16 protein-coding genes are annotated in these 18720 nt (G+C 66.9%); 11 read left to right on the top strand and 5 right to left on the bottom strand.

Annotation, left to right across the window (positions count from 1 at the left end):
• Window positions 1–67: 67 nt before the first annotated feature.
• A complete protein-coding gene (locus FBZ88_RS21205; protein WP_145619142.1) occupies window positions 68–1015 on the bottom strand; it encodes an aldo/keto reductase in 948 nt (315 codons plus the stop codon).
• 326 nt (window positions 1016–1341) lie between these two features.
• Here FBZ88_RS21205 and FBZ88_RS21200 point away from each other — a divergent pair, with 326 nt between their 5' ends.
• From FBZ88_RS21200 to FBZ88_RS21190, 3 genes are read left to right on the top strand one after another with little or no spacing between them, the layout of a single operon-like run.
• Complete coding sequence (locus FBZ88_RS21200) at window positions 1342–2817, top strand: capsular biosynthesis protein (RefSeq protein ID WP_145619141.1); 1476 nt, start codon at window positions 1342–1344, stop codon at window positions 2815–2817.
• 27 nt (window positions 2818–2844) lie between these two features.
• The gene (locus FBZ88_RS21195) at window positions 2845–3603 is read left to right on the top strand and encodes a glycosyltransferase family 2 protein (RefSeq protein WP_211102748.1); all 759 of its coding nucleotides are present in this window, start codon (window positions 2845–2847) and stop codon (window positions 3601–3603) included.
• A gap of 24 nt (window positions 3604–3627) precedes the next feature.
• Window positions 3628–4014, top strand: a complete 387-nt coding sequence (locus FBZ88_RS21190; protein ID WP_145619140.1) for a VOC family protein — start codon at window positions 3628–3630, stop codon at window positions 4012–4014.
• 17 nt (window positions 4015–4031) lie between these two features.
• Here FBZ88_RS21190 and FBZ88_RS21185 read toward each other — a convergent pair whose 3' ends face one another.
• Both FBZ88_RS21185 and FBZ88_RS21180 read right to left on the bottom strand, forming a co-directional pair.
• Window positions 4032–5117 carry a lysozyme inhibitor LprI family protein gene (locus FBZ88_RS21185; RefSeq protein WP_186464529.1) on the bottom strand — a complete coding sequence of 362 codons (1086 nt, stop codon included), beginning with the start codon at window positions 5115–5117 and terminating at the stop codon, window positions 4032–4034.
• A 111-nt stretch (window positions 5118–5228) separates the two neighbouring features.
• Window positions 5229–5819, bottom strand: a complete 591-nt coding sequence (locus FBZ88_RS21180) for a TetR/AcrR family transcriptional regulator (protein ID WP_145619138.1) — start codon at window positions 5817–5819, stop codon at window positions 5229–5231.
• Window positions 5820–6012: 193 nt separating this feature from the next.
• Between FBZ88_RS21180 and FBZ88_RS21175 the strand changes: the two genes are divergently transcribed.
• From FBZ88_RS21175 to FBZ88_RS21155, 5 genes are read left to right on the top strand one after another with little or no spacing between them, the layout of a single operon-like run.
• Window positions 6013–7191, top strand: coding sequence for an isovaleryl-CoA dehydrogenase (locus FBZ88_RS21175; protein ID WP_145619137.1), 1179 nt, complete (start codon window positions 6013–6015; stop codon window positions 7189–7191).
• 59 nt (window positions 7192–7250) lie between these two features.
• Window positions 7251–8858: a carboxyl transferase domain-containing protein gene (locus FBZ88_RS21170; RefSeq protein WP_145619136.1), complete on the top strand. Its 1608-nt coding sequence runs from the start codon at window positions 7251–7253 to the stop codon at window positions 8856–8858.
• A gap of 10 nt (window positions 8859–8868) precedes the next feature.
• A complete protein-coding gene (locus tag FBZ88_RS21165) occupies window positions 8869–9666 on the top strand; it encodes an enoyl-CoA hydratase/isomerase family protein (protein ID WP_145619135.1) in 798 nt (265 codons plus the stop codon).
• A complete protein-coding gene (locus FBZ88_RS21160; protein ID WP_145619134.1) occupies window positions 9666–11699 on the top strand; it encodes an acetyl/propionyl/methylcrotonyl-CoA carboxylase subunit alpha in 2034 nt (677 codons plus the stop codon). Before FBZ88_RS21165 ends, FBZ88_RS21160 begins: the two co-directional genes overlap by 1 nt.
• Window positions 11696–12598: a hydroxymethylglutaryl-CoA lyase gene (locus FBZ88_RS21155; protein WP_145619133.1), complete on the top strand. Its 903-nt coding sequence runs from the start codon at window positions 11696–11698 to the stop codon at window positions 12596–12598. Before FBZ88_RS21160 ends, FBZ88_RS21155 begins: the two co-directional genes overlap by 4 nt.
• A gap of 7 nt (window positions 12599–12605) precedes the next feature.
• Here FBZ88_RS21155 and FBZ88_RS21150 read toward each other — a convergent pair whose 3' ends face one another.
• Window positions 12606–13502: a LysR family transcriptional regulator gene (locus FBZ88_RS21150; protein WP_145619132.1), complete on the bottom strand. Its 897-nt coding sequence runs from the start codon at window positions 13500–13502 to the stop codon at window positions 12606–12608.
• Window positions 13503–13615: 113 nt separating this feature from the next.
• Here FBZ88_RS21150 and FBZ88_RS21145 point away from each other — a divergent pair, with 113 nt between their 5' ends.
• From FBZ88_RS21145 to FBZ88_RS21135, 3 genes are all read left to right on the top strand, one after another.
• On the top strand, window positions 13616–14419 hold the full coding sequence (locus tag FBZ88_RS21145; RefSeq protein ID WP_145619131.1) for a substrate-binding domain-containing protein: 804 nt from the start codon (window positions 13616–13618) through the stop codon (window positions 14417–14419).
• An 11-nt stretch (window positions 14420–14430) separates the two neighbouring features.
• Window positions 14431–15729 (top strand): MFS transporter, encoded by a 1299-nt coding sequence (gene tcuC / locus FBZ88_RS21140; protein ID WP_145619130.1) that lies wholly within the window; start codon window positions 14431–14433, stop codon window positions 15727–15729.
• Window positions 15730–16272: 543 nt separating this feature from the next.
• Window positions 16273–18123: a phosphoenolpyruvate carboxykinase (GTP) gene (locus FBZ88_RS21135; RefSeq protein ID WP_186464528.1), complete on the top strand. Its 1851-nt coding sequence runs from the start codon at window positions 16273–16275 to the stop codon at window positions 18121–18123.
• Between the two features lie 199 nt (window positions 18124–18322).
• On the opposite strand, the gene FBZ88_RS21130 is transcribed toward FBZ88_RS21135, so the two are convergent.
• A complete protein-coding gene (locus tag FBZ88_RS21130; protein ID WP_088874689.1) occupies window positions 18323–18700 on the bottom strand; it encodes an SRPBCC family protein in 378 nt (125 codons plus the stop codon).
• Window positions 18701–18720: the final 20 nt, after the last annotated feature.

The raw sequence follows: 18720 nt of genomic DNA, 5'->3' as shown, positions 1-18720 counted from the left end.
GAAGGACATCCACCCGACACTATCGGCCACGACCGGTGGCACCATGCGAAATGGCACCATCCCCCATTCAGGGGACTTCATGGCCCTGGCTGGCCTCAAGGATCTGGAACCAGTGCTGGCGCTGCATCTTCAGCTGTGCTGCCTGCATGTAGGTGCGCACGCGGTCCAGCCGCGTGGTGCCCAGCACCGGCACCGGGCGTGACGGATGGCGCATCAGCCAAGCCAGCGCCACGGTGCCCGGGTCGCCGACGCCCATCTCCGCGCCCACGGCTTCCAGCGCCGCCAGGGTGCGGCGCGCCTGCTCCGTGGCGCCGGTGAACAGGCCGCCGCCGCCCAGGGGTGACCAGGCCATGGGCCGCATGCGCAGTTCCAGCGCCTGGTCCAGCGTGCCGTCGAACAGGGGCGCCAGGCTGGTGACGGAGAATTCGATCTGGTTGGTCACCAGCGGCCGGCCCAGGCGGGATTGCAGCAGCCGCACCTGTGACGGGTTGTGGTTGGACACGCCGATGTGGCGGATCACGCCCGACCGTAGCAGCCGGTCCAGCGCATCGGCCGTATTGTCCGGGTTCATCAGGGGGTCGGGCCGGTGCAGCAGCAGCAGGTCGATATAGTCGGTGCCCAGGTTGCGCAGCGACTGCTCGACCGAGGCGATGATATGGTCGCCGCAGGTGTTGTAATGCTTCACCACATGGCCCGGCCGCAGCGGTGACAGCAAGGCGATATCGCATTTGGTGACCAGTTGCAGGGCGGAGCGCTTGCCGCCCCATTCCTTCAGCGCCTGGCCGAACAGGGCCTCCGCCCCGTAATCGCCGTAAATGTCGGCATGATCGAAGCTGCTGATGCCCAGTTGCAGGCATCCGTCCAGGAAGCGGGCAAGCTTTGCCGGGGTGCCGGTTTCTTCCCCCTCGCGTGAGCGCCAGGCGCCCCAGACCAGCGGCGACAGTCGCGGGCCTTCGGCGTGCAGGCAGCTCTGGGCGTCGGGAACGGGCGGGGTGTGGGTGGGGGTGCCAGGCATGGATCAGGATCCGGTTCTGAGATGGGGAATGGAAACCGTATGAAAACCGTCTGGAGAAGGGGACGCTCTTGCCGTCCCGTCAGTCCTGCACCGATCTTCGACCTCTCCAGGGACCGCCGTCGAGTGGAAAACGTCAAGCCCACGCCATATGCCACACCCGGCCGCCGTCACGGCGGCCGCACGCAGGGCGTTGCCCGTCCGCCTTCCATCGGAAAGGGTAGCCGCGGCCTCTTGTCGCCGCGCCGCCGCTGCTGGCACAATCCCTGCATTCTTATCAGGCCATGCGTCGTCCACACCGGCGGTGCCGGTATCGAGGAGGGATCGCGATGGGCCTGACCATACTGTTCGATGACAGCCGCCGGGTTCCCGACGACATCCTCAGCATGACCGGCGTTGGCAGTTTCGGCGGCCTGATCCACGGCCGCCGGACCTTGCTTCGCCATGTGCAAGAGGCGGCGCAGGAGGCGGGCCTGCCTCCGCCCGTGGTGGCCACCACCCGTGCCGCCCTGGATGAAGTGGCGGAGCGGGCGGGGACGGCCCCGGCTTCCACACAATTCCTGCTGTTCCCCGCAAATCTCGCCGCCGCCGGCCCCCGTGGGCAGCTGACGCAACTGCTGAAGACCTTGGCCCAGACCACCGGCAACCAGGCCTGGCCGGTGCGTACCGCCGCGGAGTGGACCGGCCTGGTGCTGGTGGAACAGCGCCTGGCTGAGGGCGCGCTGAGCGCCCTGGCTCAGGGGCGCCTGCGCGAATTCGTGTCGCGGCGGCGCAAGGACTTCACGGCGCCCGACCTGGCCGACACCGGCCTGATCGATTTGCGCGACCCGGCGCAGTTCGTGGGATTCCTGGCCAACAACTTCGACGCGCGCCACTTCAATTCCATCAGCGACGGGCCGGACTATACCCTGGTGAAGCGGTCGCGCGACCGCGCCAAGCTGCGGCGGGAATTCGAGTATTACGGACTGTTGCCGGCGCAGCAGCGCATCTTCTTCGTCCAGCCCTTCGACTTCCAGGACGACGGCGACACCGCCAGCTATCGCATGGAGCGCCTGCTGATCGCCGACATGGGCATCCAGTGGGTTCATGGCACCATGACCCCGGCGGAGTTCGGCCTGTTCCTGGACCGGGTGTTCAGCTACGTCACCCAGCGCCCGGCGCGCCGCGTCGGCCGGCCGGAGAGCAGGGCCGTCATGGACCGCCTCTACCGCGACAAGGTGGTGGAGCGGGTGGCCCTGCTGAAAAGCCTGCCGGCCTATGGCGACCTGGCCCCGCTGTTGGCCCGCGCGGTGGGCGGTATCGACGCGCTGGCCGACCGCTACCTGGCAGCCTATGAGGGTCTGCGGGACCGCTTCCCCGCCGACCGGCTGGTGATGGGCCATGGCGACCTGTGCTTCTCCAACATCCTCTATTCCAAGGCGACGCAGCTGCTGCGCTTCATCGATCCGCGCGGCGTGGAGTCGGCCGATGAGCTGCACACCGATCCCTATTACGACCTGGCCAAGCTGTCCCACTCCATCCTGGGCGGCTACGACTTCGTCAACAGCGGGCAGTATGAGGTGGCGCTGGGCGCCGACCTGGGCCTGACCCTGGCCAGCAACGCTGGGGAGCGTGCCTGGGCGCAGACATTGTTCCGCGACCGGCTGGCCCAGGCGGGCTTCGACCCCCTGCTGGTGCGGCTGTGCGAGGCCTCGCTGTTCATCAGCATGGCGCCCTTGCACATCGACGTGCCGAAGAAGATTTTAGGCTTCGCCCTGACCGCCCGCTCCATCCTGGAAGAGATCGAGCAGGCGACCGCCGCTTGAAGCCAATCCGCTTGATGGAAGGTCCACGTGCCCATGTCCACCGCCGCCCCGCCCACGGTCATCATCACCATGGCGGGCATGGGCCAGCGCTTCCGCGACGCCGGCTACACCGTGCCCAAGTATCGGATCGAGGCGCATGGCCGCACGCTGTTCGCCTGGTCCATGCTCAGCCTGCGCTCCTTCATCGAGGCAGGATCGCCCTTCATCTTCGTGGCCCTGCGGCAGGATGGGGCGGAGGATTTCATTCGTGAGCAAGCGGCCGCCCTGGGCATCCGCGACGTGTCCTTGGTTGAACTGGATGCGCTGACCGACGGCCAGGCGACCAGCGCCTTGGCGGCCCGGGATGCGGTGACCCGTCCGGACCGGCCCATGCTGGTCTACAACATCGACACCCATGTCGACCCGGCCCACCTGCCGGCCGATGCCGTGCGCGGCGACGGCTGGGTTCCCTGCTTCCCGGGACCAGGGGCGGCCTGGAGCTTCGCCCGCGCCGATGAGAGCGGCCGTATCACGGAACTGAGGGAGAAGGAGCGCATCTCCGACGATGCCACCGTCGGGCTCTACTGGTTCTCCTCCTTCACCCTCTACGCCCGATCCTATGCCGAGTTCTTCGCCAACCCGGCCAACATGGCGAAGGGGGAGAAGTACATCGCCCCGCTTTACAACCATTTGATCCGGGCGGGGCTCCCCGTCTACCTGCACCGCATGCCGTTCACGGCGGTGGTGCCCCTGGGCACACCGGCTGAGGTGGCGCGCTTCCTGGAGGCGACGCCGCCTAAACTTTAGCCCAAACTTTAGGTGGCCGGCGGGATGCGTATCGGCGGCAGGGATGGGCAAGCCCAGGCCGATAGGGCATTGGCGCTTTATGCCGCGGCCTTTCCGGATGTGGAGGTGCTGGAGATGGCCCGCTACGGCGCCGAGGGCCCCGGCGCGCCGGGCAGCGTACAGAAGGCCCGCTTCCGCATCGGCGCGCAGGAGGTGCTGTGCATCGACAGCCCGGTCACCCACGCCTTCACCTTCACGCCGTCGCTGTCCCTGTTCGTGACGTTCACCGACACGGCTGCCCTGGATCATGCCTTCAATACGCTGTCGGAAGGCGGCGGTATCCTCATGCCCCTGGATGCCTATCCCTTCAGCCCGCGCTTCGCCTGGCTGACTGATCGGTTCGGCGTGTCGTGGCAGGCGAGCTTGGCGTAAGCCGCGGCGGCGGCCCGTCACTTGATGCCGAACAAGTCCCTGAATTTGCCGGACAGATCGCCTTTCAAATCCGTCCACTCCACGGACACGTCCGCTTCGGAACCGATGAACTGGTACGGGTCCAAGGCCAGGGTCACACCGGATGACTCGATCTTCCAGTTGGAGAGGCTCGAGCAGACTTCGATTATCGCCTCCAATCCAGCCTGGGGATTCGGGAAATCGAGCTTGGCGATAGTGATCACCCGTTTGGCCATTTTCTCAATCGCTGCTTTTTGACGACCGGCTTTGAATACATCGCCCAAGGTCATGGGGCGTTCTTCCTTCATGAGGAAGTATACACTCCTGTTATCATATACGGGATGCGTCATCCCGATATAGTAATGCCCTCCACTTATATGCTTCTGGCACATTAACCCGCGATCATCGCAGATGACACTTTCCGTCCCGTCGACCTCCCCATTGGAGCCATAGTCATCAAGATCTTGCGCGTCGCCATTTAAATGTTGGTTGGTGGACTTGCTGAACGCGTCCGGCACCCCCGGTTCGGGATAGGCATAGACGAGGCTATCATTGACATCGCTATAGCCATTTTCTTCCATTTCCGAGCAATGACCCGGCGCGGGTTTGTGATGATCAAGGCAATCCTTCTCGTCATCATCCTCCATGCCGTTGGCCTCCAAGGCACGATGGAACTGCCGGCTGATGGTTAATAGGATGTGGCCGTGGGTGTGGCCCACGGCACTTTCGAGATTGCCTATTTGCGCCTTGTAAGCGTCCGTAAGGCACCGGGCCAGGTATCCCGGCACTGCGCGCACAGGGTCGCGTGGGGCGTCGCAATGCGGTCCGAGGCGCTTCAGCCAAGCCAATTGCTCCCGCTTCAGGTCCCGCTGCCCCTCGGCCGGCAATTTAGCCATCGCCGACTTGTAAGTCGCTGAGAGCTTCTCGTCCAATTTCGACAGGGCAGGGTTGGCGCAGATGGCTTTCTCATTAGCCGTCGTTGCCTTATGGCAATCGAAGCTGGCTGCGCGGGCGGGGGAAACAACGCTGGTCGTCGCCAAGGCAAAAATCGCGCACAGGACGATACGCCCCAATCCCACAATCATGACAACTCCAGTCGAGCGGCCCAGGCCAGGCATGTTCGCCTTTTTGCAAGTAATGCCGGAACCCATCCTGGACGCCATTGCGTCATGCTGCCGCAGCTATTGCCTGCCTCTTCACACCAGCACCCCGCCCAGGATCATGTCCTGGTGCAGGCGGATCAACTCTTCCTCGCCCATGCGGCCGGCGGGGTTGTACCAGGTGCAGACGCCGGTCAGCATGGCCAGGATGGCGTAGGCGGTGACGGGCGGGTCGGTGCGTTTGAACTGGCCGGCGGCCATGCCGTCCTCCAGGATGGCGACCAGCAGGCGTTCGTACTCGCGGCGCATGGCCAGGATGGCGGTACGGTTCTCCCCCTCCAGGCTGCGCAATTCGGACCCGCCAATGAACACCTCGTCCGTGCGGCGGATGTGGTAGGAGACGTGGAAACGGATGAAGCGCCGCAGCCGGTCCAGGGGATCGATCGCCCCCTCCAGCGCCGTCGCCACCTCGGCCGACAGGGCCACCATATGGTCGCGGATAAGGATGAACAGCAGTTCCTGTTTCGACTGGATGTAGTTGTACATGGACCCGGGCTGGATACCCACTTCCTGCCCCAGTTGGCGCAGCGTGATGGCCTCATAGCCATGCTCACGGATCAGCCGCAGGCCCGCCGTGCGTATCGCCTCCATCGTCTTCGGGCCGCGAGAGCCCACCGTGCGCACCATGCTCAAAAATCCAATCTCAAACGTTTCCGGGGCTTAGCCCGTCCCGGCCTTGCGACTTTTCGGACCATGGGTGGCGGCCGTCAAGATCACGCCCCATTTGGTCCCTAAATCACCCTTGCGGCCCGCTCGAAAGAAACGTATGACCGTTTGTAAATAAGCAATCTCACATTCCCTGAGGGAGGACAAGCCCGCCATGTCGATCTCCGCCGCGTTCCCCACCATGGATTTTGGCCTCGGTGAAACCGCCGACATGCTGCGCGACGCCGTCGCCGCCTTCTCGGCGGCGGAGATCGCGCCGCGCGCGGCGGAGATCGACCGCACCGACCAGTTCCCCATGGACCTCTGGCGCAAGCTGGGCGACCTGGGCGTGCTGGGCGTGACGGCGGAGGAGGAGTACGGCGGGGCGGCCATGGGCTATGTCGAGCACATGGTGGCGATGGAGGAGATCAGCCGCGCCTCCGCGTCGGTCGGCCTCAGCTACGGCGCCCATTCCAACCTGTGCGTCAACCAGATCCGCCTGAACGGCCGGCCCGAGCAGAAGGCCCGATACCTGCCCAAGCTGATCTCGGGTGAGCATGTCGGCGCCCTGGCGATGAGCGAGCCTGGCGCCGGCTCAGACGTGGTGTCCATGAAGCTGAAGGCGGAGCGCCGGGGCGACCGCTACGTCCTGAACGGCACCAAGATGTGGATCACCAACGGCCCCGACGCCGACACCCTGGTGGTCTATGCCAAGACCGATGTGTCGGCGGGCCCCAAGGGTATCACGGCCTTCCTGATCGAGAAGGGCTTCAAGGGCTTCTCCTGCGCGCAGAAGCTGGACAAGCTGGGCATGCGCGGCAGCCACACCGGCGAACTGGTGTTCGAGGACTGCGAAGTGCCGGAGGAGAACATCCTGGGCCAGGTGGGCGGTGGCGTCCGTGTGCTGATGAGCGGCCTGGACTATGAGCGTGCCGTGCTGGCCGCCGGCCCCCTGGGCATCATGCAGGCCTGCCTGGACGTGGTCGTGCCCTACATCCACGACCGGGAGCAGTTCGGCCAGCCCATCGGTGAGTTCCAGTTCGTCCAGGGCAAGGTCGCGGACATGTATGTGGCCCTGAACTCCGCCCGCGCCTACGTCTACGCCGTGGGCCGCGCGGCGGACGCCAAGAAGATCACCCGCAAGGACGCGGCTGGCGCCATCCTGCTGGCGGCGGAAAGCGCCACCAAATGCGCGCTGGACGCCATTCAGATCCTGGGCGGCAACGGCTACATCAACGAATACGCCACCGGTCGCCTGCTGCGCGACGCCAAGCTGTATGAGATCGGCGCCGGCACCTCGGAAATCCGCCGCATGCTGATCGGCCGGGAACTGTTCCGCGAAAGCGCCACCTGACCGGCGCATCGGCCCGCCGACCTCATCTGCCTGAGACAACAAGGGGGAACACCCGCGTCATGCCCCAGCTGATTTCCCAGATCGACACCCGCGCCGCCGCCTTCGCCGACAATGTCGCGGCCATGCGCGCCCTGGTCGACGACCTGCACACCACCGTCACCGGCATCAAGCAGGGCGGGGGCGAGAAGGCGCGGGCCAAGCACCTGTCGCGCGGCAAGCTGCTGCCCCGTGACCGGGTGCGCCACCTGCTGGACCCGGGCAGCCCCTGGCTGGAGTTCTCGCAGCTGGCCGCCCACGGCGTCTATGATGACGTGGTGCCGGCCGCCGGCATCCTGACTGGCATCGGCAGCGTCTCGGGCACCGAGTGCGTGGTGGTGGCCAACGACGCCACGGTCAAGGGTGGTACCTACTACCCCCTGACGGTGAAGAAGCACCTGCGGGCGCAGGAGATCGCGCGGGAGAACAACCTGCCGTGCGTCTATCTGGTGGACAGCGGTGGCGCCAACCTGCCCAACCAGGATGAGGTGTTCCCCGACCGCGACCATTTCGGCCGCATCTTCTACAACCAGGCCACCATGTCGGCCGCCGGCATTCCCCAGATCGCCGTGGTCATGGGCAGCTGCACGGCGGGCGGCGCCTATGTCCCGGCCATGGCGGACGAGTCCATCATCGTCCGCAACCAGGGCACCATCTTCCTCGGCGGGCCGCCCCTGGTGAAGGCCGCCACCGGTGAGGTGGTGAGTGCCGAGGATCTGGGCGGCGCCGACGTGCACAGCCGCACCAGCGGCGTCACCGATCATCTGGCCCAGAACGACGCCCACGCCCTGGCCATCGCCCGGCGCATCGTCGGCAATTTGAACCGCGTTAAGGCGCCGGCCCTGGCGCTCCGCGAACCGGTGGCGCCCAAGTACGCGGCGGAGGAAATCTACGGCATCATCCCTACCGACAGCCGCAAGCCCTTCGACGTGCGCGAGATCATCGCCCGCCTGGTCGACGGGTCGGAATTCGATGAGTTCAAGCAGCTGTACGGCGCCACGCTGGTCTGCGGCTTCGCCCACCTGTGGGGCTATCCCGTCGGCATCATCGCCAATAACGGCATCCTGTTCTCGGAAAGCGCGCTGAAGGGCGCGCACTTCATCGAGCTGTGCAACCAGCGCGGCATCCCGCTGATCTTCCTGCAGAACATCACCGGCTTCATGGTCGGGCAGAAGTATGAGAACGCCGGCATCGCCAAGGACGGCGCCAAGCTGGTGACGGCCGTGGCCTGCGCCAAGGTGCCCAAGTTCACCGTCATCATCGGCGGCAGCTTCGGCGCCGGCAATTACGGCATGTGCGGCCGGGGCTATTCCCCCCGCTTCCTCTACATGTGGCCCAACGCCCGCATCAGCGTCATGGGCGGGGAGCAGGCCGCCGGCGTGCTGGCCACCGTGAAGCGCGATGGCCTGGAGGCCCAGGGCAAGACCTGGAGTGCGGAGGAGGAGGAGGCGTTCAAGGCCCCCATCCGCGCCCAGTACGAACACCAGGGCCACCCCTATTACGCCAGCGCCCGCCTGTGGGACGACGGCATCATCGACCCGGCCGAGACGCGCATGGTGCTAGCGCTGTCCTTGTCCGCCGCCCTTAATGCACCGGTGGAACCGACCACCTACGGCGTCTTCCGGATGTGAGATCAAGACCATGACCGATGTTCTTGCCACAGTGGATCAAGCCGGGACCGCCACCGTCACCCTGCACCGGCCCGCCCTGCACAATGCCTTCAACGAGGGCGTGATCGCCGAGCTGACCCAGCTGTTCGACCAGCTGGGCCGCGACCCGGACGTGCGCGTCATCCTGCTGAAGGGCAACGGCCCCAGCTTCTCCGCCGGGGCGGACCTGGACTGGATGCGGCGCATGGCGGGCTATACCCGCGACCAGAACCACGCCGACGCGCTGGGCCTGGCCACCATGCTGCGCACCCTGAACCGCTGCCCTAAGCCCACCATCGCCGTGGTGCACGGCGCTGCCTTCGGCGGCGGCGTGGGCCTGGTGGCCTGCTGCGACATCGCCGTCGCGGCCGAAAGCGCCACCTTCTGCCTGTCGGAGGTCAAGCTGGGCCTGATCCCGGCCACCATCGGCCCCTATGTCGTGGCCGCCATGGGGGAGCGTGCCTGCCGCCGCTATTTCCTGACGGCGGAGCGCTTCAGCGCGGCGGAGGCCCAGGCGGCGGGCCTGGTGCACCAGGTGGTACCGGCCGAGCAGCTGAACGAGGCCGTGGCCACGCTGGTGAAGCGCCTGGGCGAGGGCGGACCCGTTGCCCAGGCGGCCGCCAAACAGCTGGTCTTCGACTGCGCCAACCAGCCGGTGACCGACGCGCTGATCAGCGACACGGCAGAACGCATCGCCCGCATCCGGGCCAGTGACGAGGGGCGGGAGGGTGTTTCCGCCTTCCTGGAAAAGCGCAAGGCCGCCTGGGTCCAGCCTGCAGGGGACAAGTGATGATCGATACGCTGCTGATCGCCAACCGCGGTGAAATCGCCTGCCGCATCATCCGCACGGCCCGCCGCCTGGGCATCCGCACCATCGCCGTCTATTCCGACGCCGACGCGAACGCCCTGCACGTGGCCATGGCGGATGAGGCGGTGCGCATCGGCGCCGCCCCGGCCCGCGACAGCTACCTGCGCATGGACGCCATCCTGGACGCGGCCGCCCGCACCGGCGCCCAGGCCATCCACCCCGGCTATGGCTTCCTGTCGGAGAACGCCGGCTTCGCCGAGGCCTGTGCCGCAGCGGACCTGATCTTCGTCGGCCCGCCGGCCAGCGCCATCCGTGCCATGGGCGGTAAGTCCGAGGCCAAGGCCCTGATGGAAACCGCCGGCGTCCCCTTGGTGCCCGGTTACCATGGGGAGGAGCAGAACAGCGGCGTGCTGGCGGCGGAGGCGGCCCGCATCGGCTTCCCCGTGCTGATCAAGGCCTCGGCCGGCGGTGGCGGCAAGGGCATGAAGGTCGCCACCTCGGCCGAGGACTTCCATGAACAGCTGGCCTCCGCCAAGCGCGAGGCACAGGCCGCCTTCGGCAATGACCGGGTGCTGATCGAGAAGTACCTGGGCCGGCCGCGCCACGTGGAAATCCAGGTCTTCGCCGACGGCCATGGCAACTGCGTCTACCTGTTCGAGCGCGACTGCTCCATCCAGCGCCGCCACCAGAAGGTGGTGGAGGAGGCGCCGGCGCCCAACCTGCCGCTGGAGCTGCGGCAGGAGATGGGGGCGGCGGCCGTGGCGGCGGCCAAGGCCATCGGCTATGTCGGCGCCGGCACGGTAGAATTCCTGCTGGACCCGGTGGAGACGGGCGGCGACGGCCGCTTCTACTTCATGGAGATGAACACCCGCCTGCAGGTGGAACATCCGGTGACGGAGTACATCACCGGCCAGGACCTGGTGGAGTGGCAACTGCGCGTGGCGGCCGGCGGCACCCTGCCGCTGAGCCAGGACCAGCTGGCGGTGAACGGTCACGCCATCGAGGTGCGCCTCTACGCCGAGGATCCGGACAAGGGATTCCTGCCGCAGACCGGCACCCTGTCGCACCTGCGCTTCCCGGAAGCGGGGCCGCATGTGCGTGTGGATACCGGCGTGCGCCGGGGCGACGCCATTTCCATCCACTATGACCCCATGATCGCCAAGCTGATCGTCTGGGACGTGGACCGCCCCGCCGCGGTGCGGCGCCTGCGCCAGGCCCTGGCGGCGACGGAGGTTGGCGGCCTGGCCGCCAACATCCCCTTCCTGGCGTCCATCGCCGGCCATCCTGCCTTTCTGGCGGCCGACCTGGACACCCGCTTCATCGAGCGATACCAGGCCGACCTGCTGCCCGCGCCGGCCGCTCCTGACGACGACGTGCTGGCGCTGGCCGCCTTGGGCGTGCTGCTGGAGCGCAAGGCGGAGACGGTGGCCGCGGCGGCCCGAACCAACGACCCGTGGAGCCCGTGGGCCACGGCGGACAGCTGGCGCCTGAACGACGCCGTACCAGAAATACTGACCTTCACCGATGGGCGCGAGGGCGCTGAGCCGCAGGAGGTGCGGGCCTGCCGCCGGCGCGACGGTGGCTTCGACATCACCCTCCCCAGTGGCCAGGAACTGGCGGGGAATGCCCGCTTCGCGGCGGATGGCCGCCTGGTGGCCGAGGTTGGCGGGCGCCGCCTGACGGCCGGGTGGTCACGCCGGGGGCGGGAGCTGGACCTGTTCCGCCCCGGCCGGCATCACCGCCTGACCCAGATCGACCCGCTGGACGTGGGTGTGGTCGAAGCCGGCGGCGGTGGCCGCCTGGTGGCGCCCATGCCGGGCAAGGTCATCGCCGTGCTGGTGGCGGCCGGCGACCGGGTGGAGAGGGGCCAGGGCTTGGTGGTGCTGGAGGCCATGAAGATGGAGCACACCATCAAGGCGCAAGGACCCGGCACGGTGGAGGCTGTGCGCTACTCCGTGGGCGACCAGGTGCCGGATGGCGCCGAGCTGATCATCGTGAAGGGGGATGAGGCATGAGTGGTCCTGCCATTCGCATCGTCGAGGTCGGTCCCCGCGACGGCCTGCAGAACGAGGCGGCGCTGGTGCCCACCGACACCAAGGTGGCCCTGATCGACCGCCTGTCGGCCACCGGCCTACCGGTGGTGGAGGCCGGGGCCTTCGTCTCGCCCAAATGGGTGCCGCAGATGGCCGACACGGCCGACGTGTTGGCCCGCATCCATCGGCGACCGGGTGTCGGCTACCCCGTGCTGGTGCCCAATGAGCGGGGCCTCACCCAGGCATTGGCGGCTGGCGTGACAGAGGTCGCCGTCTTCGCCGCCGCGTCGGAGGCCTTTTCCCAGCGCAACATCAATTGTTCAATCGCCGAGAGCCTGGACCGCTTCGCCCCCGTGACGCGCCTGGCGCGGGACAACGGCATCGCCGTGCGCGGCTATGTCTCCTGCGTGCTGGGGTGCCCGTATGAGGGCGCGATCGACCCCGCCAAGGTGGCGGACGTATCGGCCCGCCTGGTGGAGCTGGGCTGCGCCGAAATCTCCCTCGGCGACACCATCGGCGTGGGCACGCCGGCCAAGGCGGCCGCCCTGATCCGGCGCGTGGCCGAAGAGGTTCCGGTGTCGCGGCTGGCTGCGCATTTCCACGACACCTACGGCCAGGCCTTGGCCAACCTGCTGGCCTGCCTGGACGAGGGCATCCGGGTCATCGACAGCTCCGTCGCCGGTCTGGGTGGTTGCCCCTACGCCAAGGGCGCCACCGGCAACGTGGCGACGGAGGACGTGGTCTACATGCTGGAAGGGCAGGGCCTGTCGACGGCCGTGGACCTCGACGCGCTGTCCGTCATCGGCGGCTGGATCTCCGACGCCATTGGCCGCCCTAACGCCAGCCGCGCCGGCCGCGCCCTGCTGGCCAAGGCGGGCTGAGGTGCCGTTATTCGCCGATCTTATGCAAGATCAGGTCGTGAAGGGCGGACGCGGGCTGGCTCAGGCGCGTGCCGGCGCGGGTGACCAGGCCTAGGGTGCGGCTGAGTTCAGGGTCCCGCATCGGTATGCCCACCAGCCCCGGATAGGCGTTGTTGGCCAGGGCCAGCGCGGGCAGCACCGCCACCCCCAGCCCGGCCGACACGAGGCCCAGCGCCCCGGCGACGTGGTTGGTCTCATAATGGATGGTAGGCCGCCGCGGCAGGCCGGCCAGGACATTTTCGATCAGGATGCGGTTGCCGCTGTTCAGCGAGACGGCGATCAGCCGCTCCGTTTCCAGGCTGGTCCAAGGGGCCGCCGGCGCCGTTGCCAAGGGATGGTCCCGGCGCACCGCCAGCACATAGGGTTCGCTGCGGATGGGGATGAAATCCACCTCCGCGTTCTGGGCGCCCAGGAAACTGATCCCGATATCGGCCTCGCCCTCCATCACGGCATCCAGCACCTTGCCGGCGCTTTCGTCGATGATGCGGATGCGTACTCCCGGATGGGTTTGGGCGTAAAGGCGCAGGATGTCGGGCAACACATGATTGGCCACGGAGGGCACGCAGGCCACCGTCACCAGTTGCTTGGCCCGGCTGGCGCGCGCCACCATGCTTGCGCGCGCCAACTCCAACTCTTCCAGGATGACGACGGCGTGGTTCAGGAATTGGCGGCCGGCCTCTGTCAGTTCCACCTTGCGCGTCGTGCGCTCCAGCAGACGCATGTCCAACGCCGCCTCCAGCTTTTCCACCCGCCGGCTCAGCGCGGGCTGGGATAGATGCAGCCTGTCCGCCGCCGCGCGGAAGTTCAGCGTCTGCGCCACCGTGACGAAGGCCAGCACCTCCCCGAACTCGAAATCCAGCCGCATGCCATGCGCTCCAATTGATGCGCCATCATTATTAATTGAGAAGATAAATGCAATTCCTGTCCAGTCGCCGGCATTCCACAATGGCGGCGATATGAAAACCGGAGGAGACGGTGATGACCGGAAGTGTCCCGCGTTCCGCGGGCGGCGTCATGTCGCGTGCGTTCGCCCTGCTGCTGGCATTGTCGCCGCTGCCGGCCAGCGCCGCGGAACTGCACGTCGCCAGTTCCGGTGGCTTCGCCGCCGCGTACAAGGCCTTGGCGCCGGAATTCGAAAAACGCACCGGGCACACGCTGGTCTCGGTGTGGGGCCCGTCCATGGGGGACACGCCGGAGGCCATCCCCAATCGGCTGCGCCAGCATCAGGATATCGATGTCGTCATCATGGTGGGCGACAGCCTTGATACGCTGGTGCGGGACGGGCAGGTGATGGATCTGGACCACCGGGTCCTGGCCCTGTCCAAGATCGGCCTGGCCGTGAAGGCCGGCGCACCCCGTCCTGACATCTCGACCGTGGCGTCCTTGAAGAAGGTGCTGCTGGACGCCAAGTCGGTCGCCTATTCCGACAGCGCCAGCGGTGTCTTCCTGTCCACGGTCCTCTTCAAGCGCCTGGGCATCGCCGACGCCATGAGGGACAAGGCGCGGATGATCCCGGCGGAGCCGGTCGGCAACGTCGTCGCGCGCGGCGAGGCGGAGATCGGCTTCCAGCAGATCAGCGAATTATTGCCGCTGTCCGGCATCGACATCGTCGGGCCCCTGCCTGATGAGGCGCAGAAGGTGACACCGTTTTCCATCGGCATCGTCGCCGGAACGCGCGAGACGCAAGCGGCAGAGGATCTGATCGCGTTCCTGTCCTCGCCCGAGGCGGCGTCGCTGATCACCAAATCCGGGCTGGTGCCCGCCACCGCAGCCCCCCGCTGAGGATCGCCCCTATGCCGAGTTCCAATACCAAGCAGCCGTCCCGGCTGGCCACGGTGCTGCGTGTGACCAGCGGCAACTTCCTGGAGATGTTCGATTTTTTCCTCTATGGGTTTTACGCGCCTTACATCGCGAGTACCTTCTTCCCCAGTGGGAACGACACCGCGTCGCTGATGCTGACTTTCGCCACCTTTGGCGCCGGATTCCTGATGCGGCCGGTGGGCGCGGTCATCCTGGGCAGCTACATCGACAGGATCGGGCGCCGCAAGGGCCTGGTGGTGACGCTGGCCATCATGGCGCTGGGCACGGTGCTGATCGCCTTCGTGCCTGGGTACGCCAGCATCGGGCTGCTGGCCCCCGCCCTGGTGCTGATCGGCCGCCTGCTGCAGGGTTTCTCCGCCGGGGTGGAGATGGGCGGCGTCTCTGTCTACCTGTCGGAAATGGCCACGCCGGGCCGCAAGGGCTTTTACGTCAGCTGGCAATCCGCCAGCCAGCAGGCGGCCATCATGGCCGCCGCCCTCATCGGCTATGGGCTGAGCCGGATTTTGACGCTGCAGCAAATCCACGACTGGGCCTGGCGCATACCCTTCTTCATCGGCTGCCTGATCGTGCCGGTGATCTTCGTCATCCGCCGCTCGCTGGAGGAGACGGCGGAGTTCCAGCACCGGCGGCATCGTCCCACCTTTCGGGAAATCGTCCGGTCCATCGCCGCGAACTGGCGGCTGGTGCTGGCCGGCATGATGATGGTGGTGATGACGACGGTGTCCTTCTACCTCATCACCGTCTACGCGCCGACCTATGGCAAAAGCGTACTGAAGCTCGATGCCGGGCAAAGCCTGCTGCTCACCTTCTGTGTCGGCCTGTCCAATTTCATCTGGCTGCCGGTGATGGGGGCGCTGTCCGACAAGGTGGGCCGCCGGCCTCTGCTGATGGCCTTTACCATCCTGGCCATGCTGACGGCGTATCCGGTGCTGAACTGGCTGGTCCATGACGTCAGCTTCGGCACCATGCTGGTGGCCGAGCTGTGGTTGTCCTTCCTCTACGCCAGTTACAATGCGGCGGCCCTGGTGGCCCTGACGGAGGTGATGCCCCCGGAGGTGCGGACGGTTGGGTTTTCCCTGGCCTACAGCCTGGCCACGGCCCTGTTCGGCGGCTTCACGCCGCTGGTGTCGACCTGGCTGATCGATCTGACGGACGATAGGGCCGCGCCCGGCCTGTGGATGGCCGCCGCCGCCCTCTGCGGTTTGCTGTCCGTCCTCATGGTTTACCGGCGTGACCCGGCGACTGTGCGGATGCTGGCGGATACGCCATGATGTTAATACCTTGGATAAAGGCGCCCGGCCTTCCCAACCGGGCTGGTCGCCGTTGACACAGCCAAGCCACTGGACATCCGGTGGCGCGGCGGTAGAAGATGGAACAGGCACGCGCCCGGCGACAGGGCCGGCCATATTTTGAGGGTGGAGCTGGCGGTAAAGACCGGCCCACCCGTACTCAACTTCGGGGAGTAGCGCACAATGACCTTCACCCACGGAATCCATCGACGATCCCGTTCGCGGGGCGATCGCCCTGCCGCACCCGGACTGTCCGGTGCCAGGGAGGCTTGCGCGTATAGTTGACCTGTCAACGGTCGGCCGTCGCGCCCTTCAACGCCCCACACCAATCATGACCGTCTGCGCCGATGGAAGCGGCGCGGCATCATTTGCCATCGGCTGTGCCCACACCCTGCCGGCCCCCGGGAACGATGCTGCGAACCTGACGCTTTCGTCGATGGCCGGCGCCCCTTCCGGGCCAGGCAGGCCGGGACGGCACCGGGCCAACCGCCAGCGGTTTCGCGGATCGAAAGGTAGAATATTTCCATGAGCAGCTCCGTCACGAGGTCCTCCCCCCTGAGCGGCGCCACCGGCGCGCCCACCACCAACCAGGCCCTGCTGGACTGGGTTGATGAGGTCGTCGCCCATTGCCAGCCGGCGGCCGTCCATTGGTGCGACGGCAGCCAGGAGGAATATGACCGGCTGTGCGAAGAGATGGTGGCCCAGGGCACCTTCATCCGCCTGAACCCGGCCAAGCGGCCCAATTCCTTCCTCTGCCGGTCCGACGCCGGCGACGTCGCCCGGGTGGAGGATCGCACCTTCATCTGCACCCCGACGGCGGAAGAGGCCGGCCCGACCAACAACTGGGCCGATCCCGCCGAGATGCGCCAGACGCTGCAGGGCCTGTTCAAGGGCAGCATGCGCGGCCGCACCCTGTACGTGGTGCCCTTCAGCATGGGCCCCCTGGGCTCCCCCATCTCCCACATCGGCGTGCAGCTGTCCGACAGCCCCTATGTCGCCGTGAACATGCGCATCATGACCCGCATGGGCGAGGCGGTGCTGCGCCAGCTGGGTGATGGCGGTTTCGTGAAGTGCCTGCACTCCGTCGGCGCGCCCCTGGCCGCCGGCCAGAAGGACGTGGCCTGGCCCTGCAATGCCCGGCACAAGTACATCGTCCACTTCCCCGAGACGCATGAGATCATCAGCTATGGCTCCGGCTATGGCGGCAATGCCCTGCTGGGCAAGAAGTGCTTCGCGCTGCGCATCGCGTCATCCCTGGGGCGCGAGGAGGGCTGGCTGGCCGAGCATATGCTGATCCTGGGTGTGGAAAGCCCGGAGGGCGAGAAGACCTATGTCGCGGCGGCCTTCCCCTCGGCTTGCGGCAAGACCAACTTCGCCATGATGGTGCCGCCGGCCGCCTTCGACGGCTGGAAGGTGCGCACCATCGGCGACGACATCGCCTGGATCAAGCCGGCGGCGGACGGCACCCTGCGCGCCATCAATCCGGAGGCTGGCTTCTTCGGCGTGGCGCCGGGCACCAGCCTGAAGTCCAACCCCAACGCCCTGCTGACCCTGCACGCCAACGTCATCTTTACCAACTGCGCCCTGACCGATGACGGCGATGTGTGGTGGGAAGGCCTGACCGAGACGCCGCCGGCCCACCTGATCGACTGGGAGGGCCAGGACTGGACGCCCGCCAGCGGCCGCAAGGCGGCGCATCCCAACGCCCGCTTCACCGCCCCGGCCAGCCAATGCCCCAGCATCGATCCGGCCTGGGAAAACCCCGCCGGCGTGCCCATCAGCGCCTTCATCTTCGGCGGCCGCCTGTCGCGCACCTTCCCCCTGGTGTTTGAAACCCGCGGCTGGAACGAGGGCGTGTACTGGGCGGCGACCCTGGGGTCGGAGGCGACCGCCGCCGCCGTGGGCCAGGCCGCCATTCGCCGCGATCCCTTCGCCATGCTGCCCTTCTGCGGCTACAACATGGCGGAGTACTGGCGCCACTGGCTGGACATGGGCAACAAGATCAATGACCTGCCGCGCATCTACCGCGTCAACTGGTTCCGCAAGGACCAGGACGGCAAGTTCGCCTGGCCGGGCTTCGGCGATAACATGCGGGTGCTGAAGTGGATCGTGGACCGCGTGCGCGGCCGGGCCGTGGAGACGGAGGAGAACCTGTTCGGCCTGACGCCGCGCTATGAGGACCTGACCTGGACCGGCCTGGACTTCGGTCGCGACCAGTTCGACGCCGTCATGGCGGTGAACGAGGTGGAGGCTGAAACGGAACTGCGTGACCAGTCGGAGCTATTCGGCCGCTTCGGCGGCGACACGCCGCAGGAACTGATCGACCAGCAGGACGCCCTGCTGGACCGCCTGGCGCAGAACCGCGAAGCGGCCTAATACCTTTGGCAGCGACGTGAGGCACAGCCTCATGTCGCTGTAGGACGCGAGACTGCGTCCGCTGGAGCGGGCGCCGCCCAGTTAGTGTATAGGGGGCCCAGCGAGGACAAGCCAAACCGCCGTCCGGCAACGCTGGGCGTTTGAGAGAGCACTAAAAACCCCGGATGGTTCGCCATCCGGGGTTTTGTATATCAAGGACTCAGTAGCCCTTTGCCCAATAGACGAAGGCCACCGTGTTCCAGCTGGCCGGGCCATTGGGGCGGCCGCCGGCATCCTGGCCGCCGATGACGAAGCCGGTCAGGCTGGGGTCGTCGAAGGGGATCTTCACGACGGTGGAGGGGGCGAAGCCGCCGCCCGGATCATAGGACATGGTGATGCTGACCTGCCGGCCGTTGCCGGGCGGGATCACCACCTGGCCCACCAGCTTGTTGTTCTGGGCGCCGGTGCCGTTCCAGGTGATGGGCGCCTGGCCCGTGACCTCGATCACGATGCGCTGGGCCCAATAGGCGGAATTGGTGAAACCGTTGATCTTGATGGTGGTGCCGTCCGGCACAGGGAAGGTGGCGGTGTTGTACATGCTCTTCTCCAGGGCTGGCG

It is taken from the genome of Nitrospirillum bahiense (assembly GCF_007828025.1).
GTDB lineage: Bacteria > Pseudomonadota > Alphaproteobacteria > Azospirillales > Azospirillaceae > Nitrospirillum > Nitrospirillum amazonense.
The sequence above is the reverse complement of the archived record's forward strand: the minus strand, read 5'-3'. Positions and strand labels throughout refer to the sequence as shown.

Bases quoted from the DNA above. Each gene is read 5' to 3' on its own strand.
- FBZ88_RS21130 (WP_088874689.1), bottom strand. From the start codon at position 18,700: ATGTACAACACCGCCACCTTCCCTGTGCCGGACGGCACCACCATCAAG.
- FBZ88_RS21165 (WP_145619135.1), top strand. From the start codon at position 8,869: ATGACCGATGTTCTTGCCACAGTGGATCAAGCCGGGACCGCCACCGTC.
- FBZ88_RS21155 (WP_145619133.1), top strand. From the start codon at position 11,696: ATGAGTGGTCCTGCCATTCGCATCGTCGAGGTCGGTCCCCGCGACGGC.
- FBZ88_RS21205 (WP_145619142.1), bottom strand. From the start codon at position 1,015: ATGCCTGGCACCCCCACCCACACCCCGCCCGTTCCCGACGCCCAGAGC.
- FBZ88_RS21145 (WP_145619131.1), top strand. From the start codon at position 13,616: ATGACCGGAAGTGTCCCGCGTTCCGCGGGCGGCGTCATGTCGCGTGCG.
- FBZ88_RS21135 (WP_186464528.1), top strand. From the start codon at position 16,273: ATGAGCAGCTCCGTCACGAGGTCCTCCCCCCTGAGCGGCGCCACCGGC.
- FBZ88_RS21180 (WP_145619138.1), bottom strand. From the start codon at position 5,819: ATGGTGCGCACGGTGGGCTCTCGCGGCCCGAAGACGATGGAGGCGATA.
- FBZ88_RS21160 (WP_145619134.1), top strand. From the start codon at position 9,666: ATGATCGATACGCTGCTGATCGCCAACCGCGGTGAAATCGCCTGCCGC.
- FBZ88_RS21185 (WP_186464529.1), bottom strand. From the start codon at position 5,117: ATGATTGTGGGATTGGGGCGTATCGTCCTGTGCGCGATTTTTGCCTTG.
- tcuC (WP_145619130.1), top strand. From the start codon at position 14,431: ATGCCGAGTTCCAATACCAAGCAGCCGTCCCGGCTGGCCACGGTGCTG.
- FBZ88_RS21200 (WP_145619141.1), top strand. From the start codon at position 1,342: ATGGGCCTGACCATACTGTTCGATGACAGCCGCCGGGTTCCCGACGAC.
- FBZ88_RS21175 (WP_145619137.1), top strand. From the start codon at position 6,013: ATGTCGATCTCCGCCGCGTTCCCCACCATGGATTTTGGCCTCGGTGAA.
- FBZ88_RS21170 (WP_145619136.1), top strand. From the start codon at position 7,251: ATGCCCCAGCTGATTTCCCAGATCGACACCCGCGCCGCCGCCTTCGCC.
- FBZ88_RS21190 (WP_145619140.1), top strand. From the start codon at position 3,628: ATGCGTATCGGCGGCAGGGATGGGCAAGCCCAGGCCGATAGGGCATTG.
- FBZ88_RS21150 (WP_145619132.1), bottom strand. From the start codon at position 13,502: ATGCGGCTGGATTTCGAGTTCGGGGAGGTGCTGGCCTTCGTCACGGTG.